General features: G+C 44.7%; 22 protein-coding genes and 3 pseudogenes. 9 read left to right on the forward strand and 16 right to left on the reverse strand.

Features of this window, described 5'->3' with window-relative positions:
- Positions 1-71: 71 nt before the first annotated feature.
- Positions 72-1,799 carry an arginine--tRNA ligase gene (gene argS / locus DXE31_RS03175; RefSeq protein WP_114697784.1) on the reverse strand — a complete coding sequence of 576 codons (1,728 nt, stop codon included), beginning with the start codon at positions 1,797-1,799 and terminating at the stop codon, positions 72-74.
- A gap of 35 nt (positions 1,800-1,834) precedes the next feature.
- Here argS and DXE31_RS03180 point away from each other — a divergent pair, with 35 nt between their 5' ends.
- Complete coding sequence (locus DXE31_RS03180) at positions 1,835-2,152, forward strand: DUF1840 domain-containing protein (protein WP_114697785.1); 318 nt, start codon at positions 1,835-1,837, stop codon at positions 2,150-2,152.
- Here DXE31_RS03180 and metH read toward each other — a convergent pair.
- Together metH and DXE31_RS03190 are read right to left on the reverse strand one after the other, a co-directional pair.
- Positions 2,149-4,890 (reverse strand): methionine synthase, encoded by a 2,742-nt coding sequence (gene metH, locus DXE31_RS03185; protein ID WP_114698634.1) that lies wholly within the window; start codon positions 4,888-4,890, stop codon positions 2,149-2,151. The genes DXE31_RS03180 and metH overlap by 4 nt on opposite strands.
- 5 nt (positions 4,891-4,895) lie before the next feature.
- Positions 4,896-5,960, reverse strand: a complete 1,065-nt coding sequence (locus tag DXE31_RS03190; RefSeq protein ID WP_114697786.1) for a homocysteine S-methyltransferase family protein — start codon at positions 5,958-5,960, stop codon at positions 4,896-4,898.
- A 74-nt stretch (positions 5,961-6,034) separates the two neighbouring features.
- Here DXE31_RS03190 and DXE31_RS10170 point away from each other — a divergent pair, with 74 nt between their 5' ends.
- A complete protein-coding gene (locus DXE31_RS10170) occupies positions 6,035-6,196 on the forward strand; it encodes a hypothetical protein (protein ID WP_197712122.1) in 162 nt (53 codons plus the stop codon).
- Between the two features lie 49 nt (positions 6,197-6,245).
- Positions 6,246-6,467 carry a hypothetical protein gene (locus tag DXE31_RS10175; RefSeq protein WP_197712257.1) on the forward strand — a complete coding sequence of 74 codons (222 nt, stop codon included), beginning with the start codon at positions 6,246-6,248 and terminating at the stop codon, positions 6,465-6,467.
- Here DXE31_RS10175 and DXE31_RS03200 read toward each other — a convergent pair.
- Positions 6,399-7,431: pseudogene (locus DXE31_RS03200) on the reverse strand (MBL fold metallo-hydrolase). The gene DXE31_RS10175 and the pseudogene DXE31_RS03200 sit on opposite strands and share 69 nt — an antisense overlap.
- A 49-nt stretch (positions 7,432-7,480) precedes the next feature.
- On the opposite strand from DXE31_RS03200, the gene DXE31_RS03205 reads away from it, so the two are divergent.
- A complete protein-coding gene (locus DXE31_RS03205; protein WP_114697787.1) occupies positions 7,481-7,639 on the forward strand; it encodes a DUF1289 domain-containing protein in 159 nt (52 codons plus the stop codon).
- A 184-nt stretch (positions 7,640-7,823) separates the two neighbouring features.
- On the opposite strand, the pseudogene DXE31_RS03210 reads toward DXE31_RS03205, so the two are convergent.
- Positions 7,824-8,697 (reverse strand): annotated as a pseudogene (locus DXE31_RS03210) (MDR family oxidoreductase); the annotation flags it as partial.
- Between the two features lie 495 nt (positions 8,698-9,192).
- Between DXE31_RS03210 and DXE31_RS12020 the strand changes: the two are divergent.
- The 4 genes and pseudogenes from DXE31_RS12020 (at position 9,193) to DXE31_RS11065 (ending at position 10,184) form a co-directional block, all read left to right on the forward strand.
- Positions 9,193-9,462 carry a flavin reductase family protein gene (locus DXE31_RS12020; protein WP_331852029.1) on the forward strand — a complete coding sequence of 90 codons (270 nt, stop codon included), beginning with the start codon at positions 9,193-9,195 and terminating at the stop codon, positions 9,460-9,462.
- Complete coding sequence (locus tag DXE31_RS12025; RefSeq protein ID WP_269460579.1) at positions 9,434-9,634, forward strand: flavin reductase family protein; 201 nt, start codon at positions 9,434-9,436, stop codon at positions 9,632-9,634. The genes DXE31_RS12020 and DXE31_RS12025 overlap by 29 nt, the downstream gene beginning before the upstream one ends.
- 199 nt (positions 9,635-9,833) lie before the next feature.
- Positions 9,834-9,890 (forward strand): annotated as a pseudogene (locus DXE31_RS12775) (hypothetical protein); the annotation flags it as partial.
- Between the two features lie 90 nt (positions 9,891-9,980).
- Positions 9,981-10,184 (forward strand): glutathione binding-like protein, encoded by a 204-nt coding sequence (locus DXE31_RS11065; RefSeq protein WP_231969319.1) that lies wholly within the window; start codon positions 9,981-9,983, stop codon positions 10,182-10,184.
- 147 nt (positions 10,185-10,331) lie between these two features.
- Here DXE31_RS11065 and DXE31_RS03230 read toward each other — a convergent pair whose 3' ends face one another.
- From DXE31_RS03230 to DXE31_RS12355, 9 genes are all read right to left on the reverse strand, one after another.
- Positions 10,332-13,367, reverse strand: a complete 3,036-nt coding sequence (locus DXE31_RS03230; protein WP_114697788.1) for an efflux RND transporter permease subunit — start codon at positions 13,365-13,367, stop codon at positions 10,332-10,334.
- A 7-nt stretch (positions 13,368-13,374) separates the two neighbouring features.
- Positions 13,375-14,514, reverse strand: a complete 1,140-nt coding sequence (locus DXE31_RS03235) for an efflux RND transporter periplasmic adaptor subunit (protein ID WP_114698635.1) — start codon at positions 14,512-14,514, stop codon at positions 13,375-13,377.
- Positions 14,515-14,683: 169 nt separating this feature from the next.
- Positions 14,684-16,213, reverse strand: a complete 1,530-nt coding sequence (locus DXE31_RS03240; RefSeq protein ID WP_231969320.1) for an efflux transporter outer membrane subunit — start codon at positions 16,211-16,213, stop codon at positions 14,684-14,686.
- Between the two features lie 138 nt (positions 16,214-16,351).
- A complete protein-coding gene (glmS, locus tag DXE31_RS03245) occupies positions 16,352-18,184 on the reverse strand; it encodes a glutamine--fructose-6-phosphate transaminase (isomerizing) (RefSeq protein ID WP_114697789.1) in 1,833 nt (610 codons plus the stop codon).
- Complete coding sequence (gene glmU, locus DXE31_RS03250) at positions 18,184-19,725, reverse strand: bifunctional UDP-N-acetylglucosamine diphosphorylase/glucosamine-1-phosphate N-acetyltransferase GlmU (protein ID WP_114697790.1); 1,542 nt, start codon at positions 19,723-19,725, stop codon at positions 18,184-18,186. Before glmU ends, glmS begins: the two co-directional genes overlap by 1 nt.
- Positions 19,722-20,630 (reverse strand): tRNA 2-thiocytidine(32) synthetase TtcA, encoded by a 909-nt coding sequence (ttcA, locus tag DXE31_RS03255; RefSeq protein WP_114697791.1) that lies wholly within the window; start codon positions 20,628-20,630, stop codon positions 19,722-19,724. Before ttcA ends, glmU begins: the two co-directional genes overlap by 4 nt.
- Before the next feature lie 32 nt (positions 20,631-20,662).
- The gene (locus DXE31_RS03260; protein WP_231969321.1) at positions 20,663-21,010 is read right to left on the reverse strand and encodes a dihydroneopterin aldolase; all 348 of its coding nucleotides are present in this window, start codon (positions 21,008-21,010) and stop codon (positions 20,663-20,665) included.
- A 65-nt stretch (positions 21,011-21,075) separates the two neighbouring features.
- Positions 21,076-21,672, reverse strand: a complete 597-nt coding sequence (locus DXE31_RS03265; protein WP_415077802.1) for an SDR family oxidoreductase — start codon at positions 21,670-21,672, stop codon at positions 21,076-21,078.
- 29 nt (positions 21,673-21,701) lie between these two features.
- The gene (locus tag DXE31_RS12355) at positions 21,702-21,884 is read right to left on the reverse strand and encodes an SDR family NAD(P)-dependent oxidoreductase (RefSeq protein ID WP_331851985.1); all 183 of its coding nucleotides are present in this window, start codon (positions 21,882-21,884) and stop codon (positions 21,702-21,704) included.
- A gap of 25 nt (positions 21,885-21,909) precedes the next feature.
- Between DXE31_RS12355 and DXE31_RS03270 the strand changes: the two genes are divergently transcribed.
- On the forward strand, positions 21,910-23,133 hold the full coding sequence (locus DXE31_RS03270; protein WP_114697792.1) for a class I SAM-dependent methyltransferase: 1,224 nt from the start codon (positions 21,910-21,912) through the stop codon (positions 23,131-23,133).
- Here the strand turns inward: DXE31_RS03270 and DXE31_RS03275 are convergent.
- Both DXE31_RS03275 and DXE31_RS03280 read right to left on the reverse strand, forming a co-directional pair.
- Positions 23,111-24,241, reverse strand: coding sequence for a polynucleotide adenylyltransferase (locus tag DXE31_RS03275; RefSeq protein ID WP_114697793.1), 1,131 nt, complete (start codon positions 24,239-24,241; stop codon positions 23,111-23,113). The two genes, DXE31_RS03270 and DXE31_RS03275, sit on opposite strands and share 23 nt — an antisense overlap.
- The gene (locus DXE31_RS03280) at positions 24,241-25,122 is read right to left on the reverse strand and encodes an NAD-dependent epimerase/dehydratase family protein (RefSeq protein ID WP_114697794.1); all 882 of its coding nucleotides are present in this window, start codon (positions 25,120-25,122) and stop codon (positions 24,241-24,243) included. The genes DXE31_RS03275 and DXE31_RS03280 overlap by 1 nt, the downstream gene beginning before the upstream one ends.
- Positions 25,123-25,146 lie beyond the last annotated feature (24 nt).

Below are 25,146 nucleotides of genomic sequence, written 5' to 3' on the forward strand. Positions count from 1 at the left end.
TTTGGAGCCAGTCTGCTGATTCGGTATTTTCATCATTTCCTCATCTTACATCCACACTTCATACCCCGCCATTACATCTTTGCTGGCGTGGATACTCCAAGTACTTTTAGGCCATTTTGTAAAACTTGGCGGGTTGCCGAAAGCAAGGCCAGGCGGGCTAACTTTAATTTCTGATCATCTACCAATACGCGGTCAGCGTTATAAAAAGCATGGAAATCACCAGCTAAATCACGCAAATAAAAAGCTAATGCATGAGGTGCCAACTCTTCTGCGGCGGCTGTGAGAACCTCTGGATACTCCGCTAAACGACGCAATAAATAATCTGCTGCCTTACTCTGCAAGAGCGATAAATCAGCTTCAGCTAAATCTGATGCCTGTCCACCCCATTGTTGCAAGATTGAACAAATTCGAGCATGCGCATACTGAACATAGAAAACTGGGTTCTCATCATTCTGCTGCAACGCCAAATCAATATCAAAAACAAATTCGGTATCCGCCTTACGCGAGATCAAGAAAAAGCGCACTGCATCACGACCACGTTGTAATGCTGGATCTCTATCTTCTGGAGTCATTTCTGGAGCAACACCACCAGACCATTCAACTAAATCACGCACGGTAACATAGGAGCCAGCACGCTTAGAAATTTTTACTTCCTCGCCATTACGCATTACTGTGACCATCTTATGCAATACATACTCTGGATAAGTTTTTGGAATATCCCAGCCACGCTTTTGAGCTACACCCTGCAAGCCCGAACGCACGCGGGCTATTGTGCCGTGGTGGTCACTTCCTTGTACATTAATGACTTTTCCAAAGCCACGATTCCACTTGCTAGCGTGATAAGCAACGTCAAGTACAAAATAAGTGAAACTTCCATCGGACTTACGCATCACGCGATCTTTATCATCGCCATCATCTGTAGTCTTTAACCATAGAGCACCTTCGGCCTCATAGGTCTTACCAATGCCCTGTAAATCACTAACGATTTGTGCAACACTACCGTCGGTATACAAAGAGGATTCTAAATAATAGCAATCAAACTTAACGCCGAAAGTTTGTAAATCAATATCTTGCTCATGACGCAAATAGTTAACTGCAAATTGACGAATCGTGTCAATATCATCCCTAAAATCAGGAGATGCTTTAAATGCTGCAACAATTTCCGCAATATATTCACCGTTATAAGCTTGTTCTGGCCACTGAGAGTCACCCGGCTTTAAGCCCAGCAACCGAGCTTGAACCGATAGGGCTAGATTTGCAATCTGAACACCTGCATCGTTATAATAAAACTCTCGGTGTACTTTGATGCCTTGGGTGGCCAACAAATTAGCCAAGGCATCACCCAGCGCTGCCTGTCGCCCATGACCTACATGCAAGGGGCCAGTTGGATTAGCAGAGACAAACTCAATCATGGCGCTTGGGGAGGGCTCGCCAATAAGGACAGACTCTCCAAAGCGCACTCCTGCAGATAGAATTTCTTTCACTACAGCAGACTTAGCCACATTACTCAGGCGGAAGTTAATAAATCCAGGACCAGCAATTTCGCAAGACATAATGAGCTCGTTAAAGCCGGCTTTGGTATGGAGTCGGTCAACTAGAGATTGCGCCAAATCGCGAGGATTCAGTTTCCAAGCCTTAGAAAGCTGGAGGGCAATATTGCAGGCAACATCTCCATGATCAATGGCCTTTGGACGCTCTAAACGTGGGGTAGGTGGTTGTGACAAGCCGCGCTCTTGAGCCAATTCGGCAAGAGCAGCGCTCAGCATCTGCATTAAACGATTTTTATTAGTCGACAACATGGATTAGCGAGTTTATCAGGTGGTAAGCTATCGAAATGATCTATCCATTTCGCTCAACGGCTGGTCCAAATGTCATCATGCTGGCGGATCTGACACAACGAATTTTTGATATTTTAGGACGCCCCCTAGAACCTCGAGGGATCCTGACTGTAGAACAACTCCCAGCTCTGATCACCTCTCTTGAAACAGCCATCCTAAAAGATCTTGAGGAACGAGCAAAGGCAAATGACAATCTCAAGACGGGTACAGAGAAGCCTAAGTTAGCGGACCGACTAGGGCAACGCGCTTACCCATTCCTCGAACTCATGAAACAGGCAAGCGCGAAAGACAAACCCATCATGTGGGGCGTTTAATCTAACAAACTCGCTAGCTGGCGACGAGTATCTTCGATGCTTTGACCGCGACGTTTGGCCAAGTCTTCGACTTGATCTTCTGAAAGTTTGCCTACATTAAAGTAGCGAGCATCCGAATGCGCCAAATAGAAACCGCTAACACTAGAAGCAGGATTCATGGCCTTTGACTCAGTCAAAGTCATACCGATATCTTCAGCACCCATCACTCGCAATAAGTCCTCCTTGACTTCATGCGCAGGGCAGGCTGGATAGCCTGGTGCAGGACGTATACCGCGATACTCCTCATTGATCATTTGATCATTAGTCAAGATCTCATCGGTTGCATAGCCCCAGAGATCAGTACGAACACGATGGTGCATAAGCTCAGCAAAGGCTTCAGCCAAACGATCAGCCAAGGCCTTCAACATAATGGCACTGTAATCATCATGCTTTGCTTGAAACTCAGCTACTTTTTTCTCAACACCATGACCTGTTGTCACAGCAAAGCAACCCAGATAATCAGCAACACCAGAGTCTTTTGGCGCTACATAATCAGCCAAACAACGATTAGGTCTACGGATTCCATCCACTACTGGGCGCTCAGATTGTTGGCGGAGGTTATGCCATACAAATAATGGGTGTTCGCGCGCTTCATCGCGATATAACACGATATCGTCACCGACAGTATTAGCAGGATAAAAAGCGACAACTGCATCCGCTTGTAACCACTGACCTTTGATCAGCTTATTGAGCAATACCTGGGCATCAGCATAAACTTTATGCGCCTCTACACCAACCACTTCATCATCGAGAATTGCCGGAAATTTACCAGCCAAGTCCCAAGTCTGAAAGACTGGGGTCCAGTCAACATATTTGGCAATATCGCTAAGCGCAAACTTTTTAAATACGCGACGGCCAATAAATTTAGGCTTCTCGGGTACGTAAGTAGACCAATCAATCAACTCACGGTTCTTACGAGCCGCTGCTAGTGAAATGGTGGGCACTGCTTTCTTGTTGGCATGTTGTTCACGAATGCGCACATAGTCATCGCGCAAACCTTGAATAAATTTCTTTGCACTTTCATCAGATAGCAAACTGGAAGCTACCGATACCGAGCGCGACGCATCTGGCACATAAACTACTGGGCCATCATAGTGTGGCGCAATCTTCACTGCAGTATGCACACGAGAAGTAGTTGCACCACCAATCATGAGTGGAATTTGACGATCGCGAAAATAGTCATCGCGTTGCATCTCTTGGGCAACGTATGTCATCTCTTCAAGCGAAGGGGTAATCAAGCCTGATAGACCAACGATGTCGGCATTCTCTTCCTTGGCACGCTTGAGAATTTCAGCACAGGGAACCATCACACCCATATTGGCAACTTCAAAGTTATTGCATTGTAGAACCACAGTCACAATATTTTTACCAATATCGTGAACGTCACCCTTAACAGTGGCCATCACAATTTTTCCCTTAGCTTTCGCTTCCCCACCAGCCGCAATATGCTGACGTTTTTCTTCTTCAATATAGGGTATTAGGATCGCAACTGCTTGCTTCATCACGCGCGCGCTCTTCACCACTTGAGGCAAGAACATTTTTCCCGCACCAAATAAGTCGCCAACAACGTTCATGCCATCCATCAAGGGGCCTTCAATTACTTCAATTGGCCTACCACCGGCGCCCATGATTTCTGCGCGCAGTTCTTCTGTATCTTCTTCAATAAAATTTGTGATGCCATGAACTAAGGCATGGGTTAAACGTTCACGAACAGGTGTTTCACGCCAAACCAGGTTTTCAACCTGCTTAGCGCCACCGCCCTTAAATTGATCAGCAATATCCAATAAGCGTTCTGTTGGGGTTTTGCCGTCTTTTTCTTTGAAACGATTGAGTACGACATCTTCAACACGTTCGCATAACTCAGGATCTAAGTCGGCGTAAACACCTAATTGACCAGCATTCACGATACCCATATCCATTCCCGCCTGGATAGCATGATATAAAAATACAGTATGAATAGCCTCACGGACACGATCGTTGCCGCGGAAAGAGAAGCTGACATTAGAAACGCCACCACTCACTTTAGCGCCGGGGAGATTTGCTTTAATCCAACGAGTGGCATTAATAAAGTCAACAGCGTAGTTGTCATGCTCTTCAATACCAGTGGCAATCGCAAAAATATTCGGGTCGAAAATGATGTCTTCTGCCGGAAAGCCAATTTCATTCACTAAGATCTCGTAGCAGCGCTGACAGATTTCAGTCTTACGTTGGAATGTATCTGCTTGACCAACTTTATCGAAAGCCATCACTACAGAAGCGGCACCGTAACGGCGAATTAAATGCGCTTGTTTTCTGAATGGCTCTTCACCCTCTTTTAAAGAGATAGAGTTCACAATTGGCTTGCCCTGAATACACTTCAAGCCAGCTTCAATCACACTCCACTTAGATGAGTCGATCATGATGGGCACACGTGCAATATCAGGCTCAGATGCGATCAAATTTAAGAAGCGAGTCATCGCTGCTTCGGAATCAAGCATCGCTTCATCCATGTTGATATCGATGATTTGTGCACCATTCTCAACTTGTTGACGCGCGACAGCAAGCGCCTCGTCAAATTGATTGTTCAAAATCATGCGAGCAAATGCTTGGGAGCCAGTAACGTTAGTACGCTCTCCAATATTGACAAAGCCTACAGCAGCAGTAACGTTAAATGACTCAAGGCCAGATAACTTCATCGCTGGCATGACTTTTTTCTCCATCTTGCTCACGCTGTCACCTGCGCATTTTCACGATAGAAAGCACGGGGCCTCCGCTTTGCAACGGCAGTGGCTATAGCACGAATGTGATCTGGCGTAGTACCACAGCAACCACCAACCAAATTGACTAGACCGTCTTTTGCAAAACCATCTACCAAACTTGAGGTAATGTCTGGGGTCTCATCAAAGCCAGTATCACTCATTGGGTTAGGCAGACCAGCATTGGGGTAGCAGGAAACGGCAACATCACAAATGCGCGATAACTCTGCGATATAAGGACGCATCAAGGCAGCGCCAAGTGCACAGTTCAAGCCAAAAGTAAGTGGCTTGATATGGCGCAAGCTATTCCAAAATGCCTCAACGGTTTGACCAGACAAAATACGTCCCGAGGCGTCAGTCACAGTCCCAGAAATCATCACTGGTAAGCGCTCACCAGTTTCTTCAAAAAATTCATCAAGAGCGAATAGTGCAGCTTTAGCGTTGAGGGTATCAAAGATGGTTTCAACTACAAACAAATCAACGCCATCAGCAAACAACCCCTCGATCTGCTCACGATAGGATGCCCGCAATGCATCAAATGTGACATTGCGCGCACCTGGGTCATTAACATCTGGAGAAATGCTAGCAGTCTTTGGCGTAGGTCCAATAGCACCAGCTGCAAAACGTGGTTTATCAGTAGTGCTATATTTTTCACATGCAGCGCGCGCTAGTCTCGCGGAAACTTCATTCATCTCGCGAGCTAAGCCGGCCATTTTGTAATCTTCTTGTGCCACTGAAGTCGCACCAAAAGTATTGGTCTCAATAATGTCCGCGCCAGCTTCTAAATACCGCTCATGAATCTTGCTGATAATTTGAGGCTGTGTGAGTACCAATAACTCGTTATTGCCTTTGAGGTCGCCCGGATGATCAGCAAAACGGGCATTGTCTGGTAAACCACGGTAGTCGGCTTCACTTAACTTGTACTGCTGAATCATGGTGCCCATGGCGCCATCCAAAATCAGGATACGCTCTTTCAAAAGCTCAGGCAGCTCCTTACCACGGGTGTAAGGATGTGACAAGTCATTAGATTGCATTGTTAAATCCGGATTAATCTTTAGAATCCCTTATTCTATTAGAAAAGCCACTTTTTATTTACCCTGGAGCCATTATGTTTGGAACCATTCCTGAATTCAATCAAAGCCTAGAAATGTTTAAAACCATGTGGGGGCAAGGTGCGACAGCCCAGGCTGGACAACTTCCCTTTACAACAGATGCATCCAAGGCCGCAGGCGGCTTTGGATCAGCCTTTCCTGGGGTAGATATAAGATGAGCTGGAAAAACGCATTAAAGACCTCACAAGCGTTGAAAACTGGCTGAATTTGAACCTCAATATCCTAAAGTCAACTATTCAAGGACTTGAAGTCCATCATGCCACGATGATGGCGCTTAAATCCTTTGGCGATGCCGTATCCGCAGCGAGTGCTACAGCAACTGCTCCTAGCGAAGAATCTGTGACTAAAACAAAACTAGCGCTAAACCACGGAAAACCGCAACACGCCGTCGTCGCAAAGCTGGCGACGCAACCTACCTCGACAAAGTAGGTAATTCAGATGAGCAATAGCCTCACCCATTACGAATGTGAGTTGATGAATCTCTAATTCACGCCTGAACAAACCGGCACATGCTCGAGAGATTGTGCCGGTTTGTTGCATGCACCTAAGGTATCTATTAAGCGCTCATCATGATGCGTCTTCAGCTGGGCAATTCGAATTCTCATTCCAGGACATGGCTTACCATGCGAAGGGAGAACCAAAGTATCCTCGGGCAGAGCTAAATATTTTTCAATTGAATCAAGATACAACCCTAAAGGATCAGCATCTGGATCTGCGTCATACACACTCACATTAGTAGAGATGCGAGGCAACAACATATCTCCAGAAATTAAAATACCGAGCTCTTTGCAAAATAAAGACGCATGTTCAGGAGCATGACCAAAACCCATCATGACTTGCCATGAACGACCGCTAATCAATATTGCTTCATCATTGATAATGCGGCGATATTGACACGGTACTCCTGACACCATGTTGCTGTAATCATTTGAGCGAGCCCCAACCGCAGCACCATCTTCTTTGCAACTTAACCATTGAGCGGTTAAATAATCAGTCATGGAAATCCATAAAGGCGCATTCCATTTCTCACATAGCCATTGAGATCACCCAACATGATCTGAATACATATGCGTCACAATGACACGTAGGACTGGCATGCCTTCAAGCTGTGGGTTGCACAAACCTTTTCCCAAGAAGCTCTAGTCTCATCATTTGCAATGCCACGATCCACGATCCACGATCTTCCAGCCAGTAACACTATCAATCTCATCACGTAAAAGCCACAAGTTAATATGATCCAGGGCGAACGGTACACGCATTCTGAGCCAACGAACTCCTGCTGAAACTTCAATGCTACCCCCCCCACTTCCGGAAGTGCATCACCTACCAGTGGTAGCAGTTGCAATGGATGATGAATCGCAGCTTCGACGCCGGCTTGATTTTTAGTGCTCATGGTGTACCGTTATTTTTATTATTAATAATTTAGGTTTACTTTAACAGCTGTGCCATCACCTTGCATTAATTGGTGCGACATTAATCCTGAAAATGGTTACTGCCGCGGCTGCTATCGCGCGCTCTCTGAGATTGCTGATTGGTCTGATCTGAGTAACTCTGAAGACGTTGAAGATTGGGCTGACTACCGCATAAATCACACGGAATGATGGGAAAGTTCATATCGCCAGCATAGCGTTCCAGTAATTTTTCAGGAACATACGCTAATGGGCGAATCACAATATGTTTTCCATCATCTGAACGAAGCTTTGGTGGCATCCAGGCTTGAGGTTTGGTCAAAACTTCCGAAGCGCAAACCTCAAGAGCCGCAGTGCAATCCAATTCATTTTCTTGCTTGTTAACATCGACAATTAAACGTCCACGCACATTACCCGCCATCAAATCCTGCGCGTATTTGATCGAATCTTCAAGTGAAATGTCCTGAGAGATTTCATCTAAAGTATTTAGAGCTACCAACTTAGCCAACTCCAAACCACAGGCTGCAACAGCACCATCACTCTTGGTCTGGGCACAAGCATTTGCTAAGGTATGACTCCCAACGCTATCGACCACTGCGGCCCAACGTTCTTTTGCCAATGGCCTGCCTGGCGCAGATAAAGTCGCGCGATCAATAACCTCAGTGGCCCCTAATTTTTTCAAGTAATCCGCTTCAGTCATACGCCCAGTGCTTGCTGCCACTGTAAAACCGAACTTACCCAGAAGAGTATTGGCAAAGCTGCCAACGCCGCCAGCAGCACCAGGTACTAGAACCTCGCCATCACTGGGCTTCAATCCGTGTTTTTGTAATGCCATGACACATAGCATGGCGATATAGCCAGCAGTGCCAATTGCCAAAGCCTGTTTAGCAGCAAATCCTTTTGGAAGCGAAATTAACCATTCGGCCTTTACACGAGCCTGCTAACCAAAACCACCCCAATGGCCCTCACCAACGCCTCCAGCCATTCAGGAGGACCATATCGCTAACTTTAAACTCAGCACTACTAAGGCTTTCTACTACCTCTCCAGCAAAGTCGATACCTGGAACCATGGGAAAGCTACGCACCACAGGACCTTTTCCAGTGCTCGCCAGGCCATCCTCTTATAGTTTAGCGTGGAATACAACGCCTTGATGCGAACGTCGCCATCCGGGATGGCTAGCTTCATCGACTTGGGCTACTTCTGCACGATAGCCTTGATCATCTTTATTTGCTAATATTGCTTTAAACATATCTCTTCCTTTTAGAGGGAGGTATTTCCCCGCATCAATCGCTCAAGAGGTTTACCCATAATGAGCATTGCTGATTATGGAGGTTTCCGTGAAAAAAATTCTACTATTAACCGCGACTTCTGGCTTGATATTGGCTGGATGCTCCTCTACTCAACTAATTAAGCCCGGCAAAAGTAGCCGAACATATGTCCATGGGTAATATGCGCCTCATTAGCTCTGGCGCCAGCCCACAGGATGTGATGGACTTTGCAACCAAAACCTGCAGAGATGACGGCTATTATCAAGGAGCTAGCTTCTTATCCAAAGCAGGCAAAAAGTAGCATTTTAAATGCGTGACAGCCGAAGGAAACGCAATTTTGACTCCCATCCCTGGCACAACAATTACCGAAGCTAGCAAAACAGAGGCAAAATAAGCAAAGCTAATGACCCCATTCACTTCACAAGACACAAGAGCTTCGTCAAGGTTTTGCATCATTTGCAACTGGGGTCACCGTCATCACATGCTTTGACGAAGACAGCAATCCTCACGGCATGACGATAAGCTCTTTTAATACCGTTTCACTTGAGCCGCCGCTCATTCTATGGAGTTTGAAAAAACATTCACGACTCATGCCTTCTTCTTGGGTAGAGCTTTGCAAAAAGCATCTAATACATGTGCTAGAACGCCCTCAAGAGGACCTAGCAATGCACTTTGCGACTGTAAAAGCAGATCAATTTAACGGGATAGCTCATAAGCTTGCAGAGAGCCGGACTAACCCAGGTTAATCATTGCGTAGCCTATTATAAATGTAAGACAGGTTGCGTTCACATTGGCGGTGATCACAACATCATTGTCGCTAAAATCATTAACTTAAAAAATCATCCTGAACGAGAGCCCCTTATTTTTACAAGAAGTAAATTTGTTGGCCTCGATTTCAGTGAAGTCAAGGCTAACTAAACCCAATGAATCTCTGTAAGGAAATACTATGTTGCGTGTATGGGGTCGCAACAGTTCTATTAATGTTCAAAAAGTATTGTGGTGCTTGGCTGAACTAGGTCTTAAAGCGGGTAAGATTTTTAGCGGATCGACGCTGGCCTCCACTTTGGCATCAATAACACGCCTGAGTTTTTAAAACTCAACCTCAAGTCTAGCGCCTACATTACAAGATGGTGAACTTGTTCTTTGGGAGTCCAATACTATTCTGCGTTATCTAGCTCGTCGTCATGATCAATCAGGGCGCTTTGCCAGAGATGTCCAAACTCAATATAAGTCCGAGCAATGGATGGACTGGCAACTAGGGACAATGTGGCCAGCCCTACGAATTCCATTTCTAGGGTTAACTAGAACACCAGAGCAAGAACGAAATGATGAAGCGATTCAAAAGGGATACCAAGAAACTAATCGCTTACTAGGGATGTTAGACCAAACACTCAGCAAACAAAATTTTTGTGCAGGCGATCAATTTCAAATTGGAGATATTGTTCTTGCACTTTGCGCAAGTCGCTAGATTCTTCTGCACAAGCCTTTCCCGAAAGAAACAGGGCAGCGTGCAGAACTTAAAAATATTGAAGCATGGCTAAGGCGCTTAGAGACAGAAACCTGCTTTCACGATATTGCCGAAAAAGAGCTCAATATCGTTAAGTAGATTCGTAATTTATTGCTGCTTAAATTTCTTCGCGTGATGATCTGCGCCGATAAATAGGTACATCGCTGGAACCACGAACAGTGTAAATAGCGTACCAATAGATAATCCAGTAAAGATTACGATACCCATTGATTTTCGACCAGCTGCCCCTGCCCCAGTGGCAATCACCAGCGGTACAACACCCAAGACCATAGCAGCAGTGGTCATCAAAATAGGTCTTAAGCGCACACTGCTTGCTTCAACAATCGCATCAAGCTTGCTGCGGCCAACTTCTTGAAGTTCATTCGCACACTCTACAATCAATATTCCGTGCTTACTAATTAAACCCATCAGCGTAACCAAGCCAACCTGGGTATAGACATTCAAGGTGGTAAAACCAAGATTGATAAAGATCAGGGCACCAAACAAAGCTAGGGGCACAGAGACCAAAATCACAATCGAATCTCGGAAACTTTCGAATTGGGCAGCAAGAACCAAGAACACAATTAAAATTGCAAAAAACATCGTAACCAAGAAACCGCCAGACTCTGACATAAATTGACGTGAGGGACCAGCGTAGTCCATGGTGTATCCATTTGGTGCTACCTCTTTTAAGGTCTGGCGCATAAACTCCAACAGATCTGCTTGTGAAATAAATGGGGTGCTCACACCAGAAATGGTTGCTGAATTTAGTTGCTGGAAGTGATTAATTGATTGCGGAACAACACGCTGCTTAATAGTTGCAATTGTACGCGCCTGAACCATCGCTCCGCTTGGAGTACGAATGTAGTAATCCAATATTTGATCGGGATTCAAGCGATCAACTTGTTTCACTTGTGGAATCACCCTATAGGAGCGGCCTGCGACAGAAAAATAATTCACAAACCCGCCACCTAATGCAGCTGATAATGCCGAGCCAACCTGCTGTTGAGTCATGCCCAAAGCAGCCACCTTCTCTCGATCAATTTCTAAGACGTCTTGGGGCTTATCAATCTTTAAATCAGAGGCTACAAAAAAGAAATTGCCGCTACGGCGTGCTTTGTCTAGCACCGCTTGCGATACCTCATGTAATTGAGCATAAGATTCAGTTGTATTGATGACCACCTGAACTGGTAAGCCTTGCGCACCAGGTAATGCAGGGAACTGGAATGCCGCAACACGAGCTCCCGCAATAGAATTCCACTTTTGCTGCATATCCTCCTGGAACTTTGTTGCATTGCGATTACGTTCACCCCAGTCTTTCAACAAAATTCCACCAAAACTAGAAGTTGGGCTTGTGATCTGAAACGCTTGTTCGTACTCTGGTTCTGCTGCTGCAATCGCATAGATTTGATCAGCATAAGTCTGCATTTGATTAACGGTGCTATTTGGAGGCCCAGAAGCCTGCATCAAGATAATACCTTGGTCTTCTGTTGGTGCCAATTCAGCGCGTGCGGTATCATATAAATAGGCAATGCCACCCAATAAAAGCACTCCCATCACAATAATGACCTCCCACGTGCTCAAAAGTTCACGCAAAGTGGATTGATAACTATGATGAACTTTGTCAAAGATGCGATCAATTTTCTGCACAAAAGACGACGCTTCTTGCTCCTCGGTAAATATACGAGAGCACATCATTGGTGACAGGGTAAGAGCTATCAAACCAGAGACAGCTACCGCACTGGCCAAAGTAAAAGCAAATTCGGTAAAGAGAGCGCCCGTTAATCCGCCCTGGAATCCAATCGGGATATAAACCGCGATTAACACAACAGTCATCGCCAGAATTGGACCACCTAATTCACGAGCAGCAATCAAAGAAGCTTCTAGGGGAGGCTTACCTTCCTTCATGTGACGGTCAACGTTTTCTACCACGATGATGGCATCATCGACTACCAGTCCAATTGCTAACACCAAAGCTAAAAGAGTAAGTAAGTTGATGGAGTAACCCAATCTTTGCATGAGGAAGAATGTACCAATCAGCGATAAAGGCATCGCAATTACAGGAACAGCTACCGCACGGACGCTACCTAAGAATAAGTAGATAACAATAGTCACAATCACCAGCGCTTCAAGCAAAGTAGAAACTACTTCATCAATCGAGCTAGCAATGAATTTAGTGGAGTCATACACAATCTTGCCAGTCATACCAATTGGCAACTGCTTTTGAATATCTGGCACAACGTCACGGACACGTTGCGCCACGTCTAATAAGTTGGCTTGCGGGGCAACCTTAATGGCGATGAATACCGAACGCTTACCACTGAAGGCAACATTGGTGTTGTAATCCTCAGACCCCAATGTGACTGAAGCCACTTGATCCAAGTAAACAATATTGATCCCATCTTTTTTGACAACCAGCCTACGGAACTCTTCCAAAGTATGTAGATCTGTGCCTGCAACCAAATCTACGGCAATCATATCGCCTTTAGTACTTCCAACAGCTGAAAGAAAATTGTTAGCTGCTAGGGCGTTATAAACATCATCTGCACCAACTCCAAGACCTGCCATCTTCTCGCAATCCAACCAAGCACGCAGAGCAAATTTTCGACCGCCAGTAATTTCTGCGTTTTGCACACCTTCCACAGAATCTAGTTTTGGCTTAACTACTCGTAATAAGTAGTCAGTAATAGCGTTATTGGGAATTTCATCACTATAAAAACCCATGTACATTGCGGCAGTAGACTGGCCAACCTGTACAGTCAAGATTGGTTGTTGCGCTTGAGGGGGCAATTGGTTCTTTACTGCGCTAATTTGTGTTTGTATCTGCGTTAGTGCCGCGTTTGAATCGTAGTTCAATTTCAGCGTTGCAATAATCGTGGAGACTCCGCTTACGCTAGCTGATGATAAATAATCGATACCCTGAGCTTGCGCGATAGATGCCTCTAAAGGCTGTGTAATCAAGCCTGCAATGGTTTCCGGGTCCGCTCCATAGTAAGCCGTAGTAATGGTCACGATCGCATTTTGCGTTTGTGGATATTGATTGACTGGTAGAGATCCAATTGATTTCAAACCAAATATCAGTGCCAGAGCGCTCACCACCAAGGAGAGCACTGGCCTACGGATGAATATGTCAGTCCAATTCATCTACTATTTATTCCTGGGGATTTGGATCAGGTGAGTTTGCTGGCTGCACCTTATTGTTAATAATGAGCGGCGTGCCATTCTGCAGCTTAAGTTGGCCGCTTGTAACAATTGTTGCACCTTCATCAATGCCTTTCAAAATAGCAACTTGATCGCCACGTGTTAAACCCGTAGTAACGAATACCTGTTGCGCCTCCAGACCAGGGTTACCCTTTTTATCTTTCTTTCCGGTCGGTTTAGCAATAAAAACAGTTGATCCGTACGGGTTATATGTCACTGCAGTTTGAGGCAAAGTTAAGTACTTCACTTGATCACCAAGCTTAATATTTACATTCGCAAACATTCCCGGCAAGATTTTCTTATCTGGATTTGCAAGCTGGGCTTCAATTTGAATGTTACGAGTGTTGGTATCAACCTTTGGACTCACAGCAGTAATTTTTCCTGTAAAGCTTGCATCTTTAAATGCATCAGTTGTCACAATTACCTCTTGACCAACCTGAACTAGCTCAGCATTATTTTGCGGTAAGTTGAAGTCTACAAATATAGGATCGAGAGTTTGCAGAGTTAATAACTTATCACCAGGATTTACATATTGACCTGGATTAATCGCAACAATTCCAACTCTTCCACTAAATGGAGCTTTAAGGTTTTTCTTAGCAACCACCGCTGTTTGTTGCTCTACTTGTGCTTGCTTCGATTTAGCATCAGCTGCGCTAGTATCAAGTACATTTTTACTAATTGCCTGAATCGCTAACTGCTGTCTATCACGCTCATTAAGCACTTTAGCTAAAGCTGCCATAGCTTTTAGAGAGTTGAGTTGCGCAATATCAGAGGCATCATTGAGCTTAATAAGAAGCTCGCCTTCTTTGACATCCTGGCCTGACTTTATGGGCACCGTTTGTACAAGACCGCCAAGCTCAGTGCTTAGCTCTACACCTCTAAATGCGCGAACATTACCAACACTGCTCAGCTTAGGCTGCCATTCAGAAGTCGTTGCCACCATGGTGGCAACGGTTGCAGGGGGCAATCCCATACTAGCAATAAAATGCTTAATCATGAAAGTCTTGAGTTGATTGAAAGCAAAAATCAAACCCAATAATAAAAATACTCCGCAGAGCATAATAATCATGCGACGTTTTAGCGGCTCCATTGCCATTAACTTCTCATGAGCCTTGGTGCCTCGCCATTTTTGTCCCAAAAGCTCCCAAAAAGCTTTTGCCCTTTCCCAAATGGCAATAACCCTCTCACGCAATTTCCACTCAATTGCTTTACGTTGAGTCCATGCCCATAGGGTAAAGATAAGAGCAATGAGCTGGTTCTTAATTTTTTCCAGAAGTTTCATTGTGATCTTTCTTCGCTAAGTCTTTTGGTGTAAAAGCAGGGCCTTCACGATTCCACCAACCACCGCCCAGTGCTGCAAATAAAGCTGCGGTATCTGAGAAGCGAGTTGCTTGTGCTGCAACCGATTTCACTTTTGCTTGTTGGTACTGGTTTTGGTAATACAGTACTGCCAAATAACTAACTGCTCCTAACTTGTACTGCTGTTGAACCAAGTCAAGGGTTTCGTAGGCATAACGCTCAGCATCAGATGCTGACCTCAGAGCTTGTGCACCAATCTCTAATGCACGTAACACATCAGCAACTTCTTGAAATGCATTTAGAACCGTCGCCTGATATTGAAAGGCAGCTTGCTCATAATTCGCCAAAGCTCCACGACGTTGCGCCAATAATTGACCACCCTGAAAGAGGGGCTGCAGAATGCCGCCACCCACAGTCCATAAAGAAGAATTAGGGCCAAACAAGTGGGCAGAAGTCAGTGCAGCGGCACCAATCGACCCTGTAATACTAAATTGCGGCAACAGGTTTGCAATAGCAACCCCGACAAATGCATTTTGTGCCTTGAGCTGCGCTTCAGCTGCACGTACGTCAGGACGTTGCCGAACAAGGCTAGAAGGAACTGATAGCGGCAATTTCTCCGGCAAATGTAGGTTAGCCAAGTCAAATTTAGCAATATTTGCATTGCTCGGGATCTCACCCACCAATACCGCCAATTGATGACGCGCAAATGCTAGATCTCTTTCGTAGTTAAAGAGATCAACTTGAGAAGTTGAAACTAAAGTTCGTTGCGATGTGACATCTACTTTTGAGACGGTACCAATCTTCAACTGTTTTTCAGTGACCTCAGCAAGATTAGTTTGTGCTTTCAGAATTTCTTCAGTGGCTTGCATCTGCGCTCGTAATGCTGCCTCTCTGACTGCACTAGTAACAACATTGGCAGTCAAAGAAAGATAGGCCCCCTCTAGCTGAAACTGTGCAACTTCTGCCTGAGCACGAGCACCTTCAACCGCACGTCGGGCCCCACCAAATACATCGAATTTGTAGGTAACATTTACTGAAGTATTGTAAAGGTTATAAGTATCGGTGCCGTAATTTAAGCCGTATACGGCAGACGGTTGTTTTTGTCTTAATGCGTTTGCACCAACACCAATCGCAGGCAAGTACTGTCCGCCAATTTGAGCGTTGACATTTGCTTGGGCCGCACGTAAGGCAGCATCAGCGGCGCCTAAATTGGGATTTTGTTGCAGCGCTTTTTTAATGAGGGCATCTAACTCGGGAACTTTATAAAACTCCCACCATTGCGCTTCAATATCGGCGCCCTCAACCAACTCTTGATCACTGCCACCAGGAACCCCAGCAGCAGTAGCCAGTCTCTTGATCAAGGGCGTTTCTGTATATGAAGAAGTCTTCGGAGGGTCTGGTTGTTTGAAATCCGGACCAACTGCACATGCAGAGAGAGCTCCTCCACAAATGAGTGGAAGCAACCTAAAACGTGAGCATAGGGGAATCAACAAAAACATGGCTTGCAACAAATATCTTGTTTACAAGAGTAATTTGAACACAAAAATGCAATCAGGACTCCGTAAAACCCTGATTAATCTACTGAATTTTTGTTCACAACTTTAGGCGGATGTCAAACGAGTAAAAAATTATTCGACTGTTACGCTTTTAGCTAAGTTCCGCGGCTTGTCTACATCGGTACCACGTGCACAAGCAGTGTGATATGCCAAAAGCTGTAGAGGCACTACATGGAGGATGGGTGAAAGATTGCCATAATGCTCTGGCAATCGAATAACGTTAATACCATCGCCGCTAACGATCTCTGTATCTTGATCTGCAAACACATAAAGCTTACCTCCGCGCGCTTTTACTTCTTGCATATTAGACTTGAGTTTTTCTAGCAGCTCATCTTTAGGTGCTACTGTAACTACGGGCATCTTATCGGTAACTAACGCCAAAGGTCCGTGCTTTAACTCGCCAGCTGGATAGGCTTCAGCATGAATATAAGAAATTTCCTTAAGCTTTAATGCGCCTTCAAGCGCAATTGGATAGTGCAATCCACGGCCCAGGAAAAGTGCATTTTCACATTTCGCGAAAGCTTCGCTCCAAGCGATGATTTGTGGTTCAAGGGCAAGCACTGCATGTAGCGCTTTTGGCAAGTGACGCAATGCCCGGAGTAAGTCTTTTTCTCTCTCGGCTGTGATCCCGCCATCTCGCTTAGCAAGCGATATCGCAAGGAGATACAGTGCTAAAAGCTGAGTAGTAAATGCCTTGGTAGAGGCAACACCAATTTCAGTACCAGCCTTAGTCAGAAAGTGCCAATCAGTCTCGTGAACCATGGCGCTACTTGCTACATTACAGATTGTTAATGTGTAACAATGGCCTAAAGCCTTAGCATGACGCAAGGCTGCCAAAGTATCCGCCGTCTCACCTGACTGAGAAACCACTATGATAAGTGTCTTTGGGTTTGGAACGGTAGTGCGATAACGATACTCACTTGCTATTTCAACTTGCGTTGGAATACCGGCAATATCTTCCAACCAATACTTCGCTACGCATGCAGAGTAATAACTTGTTCCGCACGCCAATATTAAGATTTGATCAAAAGCCTTCCAATCTTCTGGATTAGCTTCAAATAACTCTGGGCCAAATGTAGCTATGTTAGCGAGAGTGTCACCAATCGCCCTAGGTTGCTCAAAAATTTCTTTGTGCATGTAGTGCTGATATGGGCCTACATCAACTGAGTCTGCTTGTGTTGGCATCGGCTTAAGCGCTCGCTGCAAAGACTTACCGGTCTGATCAATGACTTCAACTCCGTCCGCCGTAAGGACAGCGACATCGCCCTCTTCTAAATACATCATGGAATGAGCGCGACCAGCCAAGGCTAAAGCATCCGAGGCTAAAAAATTCTCTTTTTCACCTAATGCAACAACCAAAGGCGATCCCGAACGCGCTCCAACCAGAGTAGTTGGACTATCTTGAGCAATCACACCAATAGCAAATGCACCATGTAATTTTGGCAATACTGTTTTAACTGACTGCGCAATATCTTTCTGACCGCCTGCAACATATTGTTGATGAATTAAATGCGCAATGACTTCGGTATCTGTTTCAGAAGTAAACACATATCCAGCTACTTTAAGCTCGGCACGAAGCACTTCATAGTTTTCAATAATGCCATTATGAACAACTGCGACCAATCCATTTGATATATGGGGGTGGGCATTTTGCGTATCAGGTTTGCCATGGGTTGCCCAACGGGTATGTGCAATGCCTAAGGTTCCAAAAAAATCTTTACTCTGTGCGCCTAACTCTGAAACTCGTGCTGTTGTACGAGCCCTCTCAATTGGATGCTTTGTGTCATTATCATTAATGACTGCAAATCCACATGAGTCATAGCCGCGATATTCCAAACGACGTAACCCCTCAACTAAAGCATCAACAATATTTTTCTTGGAGGCCGCACCAACAATACCGCACATTATTTTTTACCCTTTGCAGTATTCTTAATCGCCTTCTTAACCACCTTTTGAACTATTTTCTTTGGTGCTACTTTTTTAATCACTTGTTTTGTAAAAGCAGACTTCTTTGTTCCCACTTTTCTTGACGCAGTTTTTTTCTCTTGCTTGATGGGGCGCTGCCACTGTAATGAAATTTGTTTTGCCCTAGAGACAGTAAGTTGATTTGCTGGAGCATCCTTAGTAAGGGTTGTACCAGCACCTAATGTCGCTCCACGACCGACGCGTACTGGAGCAACCAACTGAGTATCGGAGCCAATAAAGACATCATCTTCAATAATGGTCTGGTGTTTATTTACACCATCGTAATTACAAGTAATGGTGCCTGCACCAATATTGACTCGTGAGCCAACAATAGAGTCGCCAACGTAGGCTAAATGATTGGCTTTGCTATTTGCTGCAATCTTGCTGTTCTTCACTTCCACGAAATTACCAATATGCACATTATTTGATAACTCTGCACCAGGTCTTAAACGAGCATAAGGCCCGATAACGGATTGACTACCAACTTTCGCGCCATCAATATAGCTATAAGCATGAATAGAGACGCCTTTACCGATCACGCTATTGCAAATTACACAATAAGGCCCAATCTTTGCACCTGCATCTAAAGTAACGCAGCCTTCAAATACACAACCAATATCAATTGATACATCTGTGCCGCACTCTAGAGTTCCGCGCACATCAATACGAGCAGGATCAGCGAGTGACACTCCTGAGTCCATTAATTCATTCGCAATGTTCAGTTGATGAACTCGTTCTAGTGATGCCAATTGATCGCGACTGTTAACGCCAATAGTTTCAAACTCATCATCTGCTTGTGTCGTACGAATAGGTACGCCATCTTTTACGGCCATAGCAATAACATCAGTTAGGTAATATTCGCCTTGCGCATTGCTTGCACTCAATGCTTTCAGCCATTTCTTTAGAGATTTGGTCGGCAGCACCATGATGCCAGTATTAATTTCCTGAATAGTTTTTTGTGCAGGTGTTGCATCTTTTTCTTCAACAATTTCTTTGACTGATCCATCAGCATCACGCACGATACGACCATAGCCTGTTGGATTACTAAGATTTTGTGTTAATAAAGCCAGTGCAGAGTCTTGGCCTCTCACACCATCGGCTAACTTGACTAATTTGCTAAGCGTCTTTTTTGTTGTGAGCGGAACATCACCATATAAAACTAAGGCAGGCTCCTGAATATCAAGCTTAGGTAATGCCTGCAAAAACGCATGTCCAGTTCCTTTTTGCTCAGATTGCAAGGCGGTGGCAACTTTTCCAAAGCCCGAATCCTCTTGAGAGACTTTTACTAAAAAGTCTTTTACGTCAGCCGCTCCATGCCCAACAACTACCACTAGGCCATTCTTGGCCTGCTTACCTTGGAGAGAAAGTGCGGTACTCAGAACATGCTGAAGAAGAGGTTTCCCTGCCAAGGTTTGCAGGACTTTGGGTAGAGCAGATTTCATCCGCTTTCCTTGCCCAGCAGCCAAAATGACGATATTCATAAAGGAGGATTATAAGTCCCTTGAATCAAGGTTCCACAGGCTAATTCGTCTAAATTAGCTTCATCAATTGCTCTGTCACCAGTCGATCTAGATGCGATGCCGGTTAGCTGTGTCGAAATCTCCAGCTTTTTGAAATCAAAGGCTTCGCCATCCATCAAATGGGATGGGACGATATGGTGCATCGAGCGGAATAAGTTTTCCACTCGGCCTGGATGCTTCCCCTCCCATTCCCGCAGCATTTCCTTCATCACTTGACGTTGAAGATTGGGCTGACTACCGCATAAATCACACGGAATGATGGGAAAGTTCATATCGCCAGCATAGCGTTCCAGTAATTTTTCAGGAACATACGCTAATGGGCGAATCACAATATGTTTTCCATCATCTGAACGAAGCTTTGGTGGCATCCCCTTGAGCTTTCCTGCATAAAACATGTTCAACATCAAGGTCTCAAGAATGTCATCTCGATGGTGACCCAAAGCAATTTTTGTTGCTCCTAATTCATCCGCCACGCGATACAAAATACCGCGACGTAAACGTGAGCATAACCCACAAGTCGTTTTTCCTTCCGGGATTACTCGCTTCACTATGCTGTAAGTATCTTGTTCTTCAATGTGATATTGAACGCCTAAAGCCTTCAAATAATTCGGTAATATTTCAGCGGAGAAATTAGGTTGCTTCTGATCTAGATTCACCGCCACTATTTCAAAATTAATTGGCGCACGCTCACGAAGCTTCATCAAAATATCCAACATGGCGTAACTATCTTTACCTCCTGATAGGCAGACCATCACCCTATCGTCACCATCAATCATGCCAAAGTCACCAATGGCCTGCCCCACCAAGCGACAGAGTTTTTTTTCTAGCTTGTTTTCTTCAAAGACAACTTTACGAATCTTGCCCATCACAATCGATTTCTTTTCTAAACTCTTCTCGCTCAAGAGGTTTTGATACGAACAACCTCTACGCCCACCGGGTGGCACTCTGGATAGACATCTGGCTTAACGGTACTAATTCTTGCGGCTAGTACCTTAGGATAATGCAACATGGCTGTCACCATGTCGTCGCAGAAGGCTTCCTGTAAATGAATATGCCCCTTATTAGCGGCTCTGGCCTTAATAGTCTCTCTCATGAAGTCGTAGTCGACTACCTCATCCAATTGATCATTGGTTGATGTATTCATTGCCAACGGTATATATAGATCAACATTCAAGAGCACGCGTTGTTCCGCTTTTTTCTCAAATTCATGAACGCCTATATTGATATAAATCTCGTAGTCACGCAAAAATCAACGGCGGTAGTCAACAAGAGCTGGATAAGAAAGGATGGCGTGCATGAATATTTGCTTTATTAAAATACTTCATTGGTTTTGAACATCACATCACGTGATGATGGCGATAAATGTTGTCCGCCATCTACATATAGAGTTGTACCAGTAATGGCACCAGCCTCAGCCAAGAAAACGGCTGCTTTAGCAACATCTAAGGGAGTAGATGATTTTCCAAGCAGTGTCATTGGGTGCGCTATCGCAAATCCATCATTCATTTGATCACCAGATGGCAAGGAAATACCAGGGGCAAAGCCAAGCACTCGCAGGTATAGTACAAAATCCATAGCCAATAATTCGACTGATGAGAGTAATGCAGCTTTCGATAATGTATAAGCCAAATAATCTGGATTTAGATTGATCAGCTTTTGATCTAATAATGGAATGATTGCTGATGTGCTTAATTTACTTTTCTGACAATCAAACATCAACTTCAATAACAAAATTGGTGCGGTCAAATTCACCCACATATGCTCTTGCAGACCTTTCTCGCTCAAAGGAGTTTCTGAGTTTGCACGATCGTATTCGAATATTGAGGCACTGTTTATCAAGCAACTTAAATGTGGAAATATCTGATTAACAGCCAAGAACAGGTCTTTAGTGGCCGCTTCATTGGCCAAATCTGCTTGGAATGCTTGAGCCTGAACCCCTATAGACCCCGAATTTCTTCTACGGTTTGCGCCGCTTCTTTGGCTGATCGCCCATAATGAACGGCAACATCCCAGCCCTGACGGGCAAATAGCAAGGCAATTTCACGACCAAGGCGCTTTGTGGCACCAGTCACCAACACTGCTTTTACTTGCTGGGATGAAGGGGTTGAACTAGGGTTCAATTAAATTCTTTTAGACTAGCGAGCTATGAATATTACCTTGACCAGCCTAGAAACGGAGCATAGTGCGCTTCTACAGGCAAAAATAGCCTCTCAGATTGCCTCTCAAGGGGATTGGCTACCATTTTCCAAATATATGGAAATGGCGCTTTATGAGCCCGCTATGGGCTATTACAACGCCGGTGCCCAGAAACTTGGCTCTGGAGGAGACTTCACCACCGCCCCCGAATTGAGCCCCCTCTTTGGCGCCACGATTTGCTCCACCCTCATGCCAGTCCTTGAAGCACTCAAGCAAACAGGGTTTCCCACGCAAATTCTGGAGTTTGGAGCGGGCACGGGAAAACTAACAACGTCCATACTTACCAGACTGAATGATCTCAGTTTTCATTTAGATCGTTACGACATCATTGAAATATCCCCAGACTTAGCGCAACGTCAGCAAGAAAACATTAGTGACGCTGTTCGACAATTAGGCCTCAAAACGCAATTCAATTGGCTTACAGAGTTGCCTGAAAATTTTAAAGGAGTTATTCTTGCAAACGAGGTCATCGATGCCATTCCATGTGATGTCATCATTTATCAAAATGGATTGTGGTACTGGTATGGCGTTGCTTGTCAAAATGGCAAACTTGTTTGGAAAACTGGTTCTCCAGTCGAGCAAAAATTACTGCCTGAAAGTTTATTGAGCGGTAACCTCTCTGAGGGTTATGTCACTGAACTTCATACAGCCGCAAATGCTTGGATGCAACAAATTGCAAGTCAACTGGATATGGGTTTGTTTCTCACATTTGACTACGGCTTTCCTGAGAGCGAGTACTACCATCCTCAAAGGCTTGAAGGTACGCTAATGGCGCATCATCGCCATCATGCACTTCAAGATCCATTTCATCTACCGGGTCTTTGCGATCTAACAACTCACGTTGATTGGACGCAAATAGCTCGCTGCGCATTAGCTCAAAATGCTTACGATGTTTACCTTACCAATCAAGCTGCTTATTTATTAGATGCGGGTATCGGAGATATTGCTTTAGAAATTGGGAATCCTAGCGATCCAGAAATCTTTTTACCAATTTCTAACTCTTTACAAAAGCTATTATCAGAAGCGGAAATGGGAGAGCTCTTTAAGGCATTTGCATTTTCTAAAAAGTTAGAGACTTTATTACCAGGATATGTACTCGAGAATCTACCTGGTCTACGTGGTAGAAATAGACTGGAGATCCAGGCTAATTTCAGGCTTCCAAGGCTTCAATAATCGAGGCCAGTCTGGCTGACTCAAATGCACTGCCGATCCGCTCACCATTAGAGCGATCTTCGGTAGGAACTCCAGCAATTATTTCTGCAGTGTTGATTGATTGTGCATTGCGCATCGCATTGATTAAACGAGAAACATTCCATCCTATTTTTTCCGCTAAATTCAAAATTGTTTGGGCACGGTCTCGTTTTCGCCATACATCGGCACGATTGAACCACGCTAAAACATCTACCGCTAAATAGGGTGTATTTCGGTATTGATTTATCAAAACTCTAAGGCTGCTAAAAATCTCGCAGAAGTCTCGAACCTCAATCGGCATGCGCACACCTTCGGCCCAAGCACGAATTTCACTGGCAGGTAAATCCATCAAGGCAATAGCACAGCGCTCCTCTAGGCCATCACCACTTAAAGAAAAATATGCATTCAATTCCTCGCGAAATGCCTCTTCAGTCAACTTGGCGGTTAGGGTAGGGGGCAATATTGCACTTGCTGCACCCGTATTTAATAGGGCCTGAAACAAGTGCATAGGCTTTGCAGCAACTAAACCCCTTGCTAACTCTTGCCAAATTCGTTCGGCTGATAAGGCATTGAGTTCGCCTGATTGAACAATTGCTTGAAGCGCTACCAGGGTTTCATTGGCTACTGTAAATTGTAGAAAACGTGCTGCGAATCGAGCTATCCGTAATAGACGTAATGGGTCCTCTGCAAAGGCATCTGATATATGACGGAATATTTTGGCTACTAGGTCTGCTTGTCCGTTATATGGGTCAATAATCGGTCCAAATGGTCTACCATTTTGATCCACCTCTTGCGCCATCGCATTAATCGTTAAATCACGACGCTCTAAATCTTGCTCTAAGGTAACGGCTGGATCAGCATAGAAATGGAATTCTTTATAGCCTTTGCCAGTCTTGCGCTCAGTCCGAGCGAGTGCATATTCCGCTTGTGTCTCAGGATGTAAAAACACCGGGAAATCCTTGCCCACAGGACGAAATCCTTTGGCAAGCATCTCCTCTACGCTGGAGCCAACAACGACATAATCAATATCGTTAATGGGTAGACCCATAAGGGTATCCCTGATGGCACCACCCACTGCATAGATTTTCATTACTGCATACCATCAAGTCTGCGACGACTCATCTTAAATACTTCTGATAGCGCATCAGTACTATTTACAGGCAAGATATTTGGCATTTGCATTGAAGCAATATTGTCGCGTGACATCAAGGTTGGACCTGGCAAAAATTCAAAATCTGGCACAGGAATAATGGCACACGAGGTGTTTGCTTTCCGTGCAGCAAACTCCACAATCTCTTGCATTGTGTAAACCGTTGAGCCAACTAAGTCATAAGACTGATGTATCGTTTGCGGCATTAACAAAGATTTCACACATGCAGTCGCAACATCATCTACGCTTACTGACTGAAACTGCGCTTGATAATTTGCCAATGGCATGGCCGGGAATAGCTTTGTTAATTTAGCAAACAGATTAATAAACCGGTCCTGAGCACTAAAGATGACAGACGGCCTAAAAATAGTGCAATCTAAGTTGCTTTCCTTCACTGCAACTTCACCTTCTCCTTTACTACACTGATAAATTGAGGATCCTTGAGAATCAGCACCTAAAGCACTCATGTGCAAATAGCGCTTCACGCCATGCAATTGCATCGCTGTAATAATATTTTTCGGCAATTCAACGTGTGCCGATTTCAATACTTTTCCATAAGGCTGAGCTGGCTTGTCGTGTAAAACATCAACCAAATTAATCACAGCACCGCCAGACTTAATGCGTCCACAAAGACTTTGCAGCTCATCAAAATCGTGAATATCCGCTTCTTCAACAGGAATCTTGGGAAGCATGCGTAACTCGCGTGCAGCACTTAGATGACTTGTTGGCACTAATACTGAATAGCCTGCAAGCTGGAGTTGCGCAGCAATAACGCGCCACACAAATCCATTACCACCGATGAGAAGAATGTCGTATTTCATAAAATATTTTGTTTTATTTGAGCG

The sequence above is a fragment of the Polynucleobacter necessarius genome, assembly GCF_900095185.1.
Taxonomy (GTDB): domain Bacteria; phylum Pseudomonadota; class Gammaproteobacteria; order Burkholderiales; family Burkholderiaceae; genus Polynucleobacter.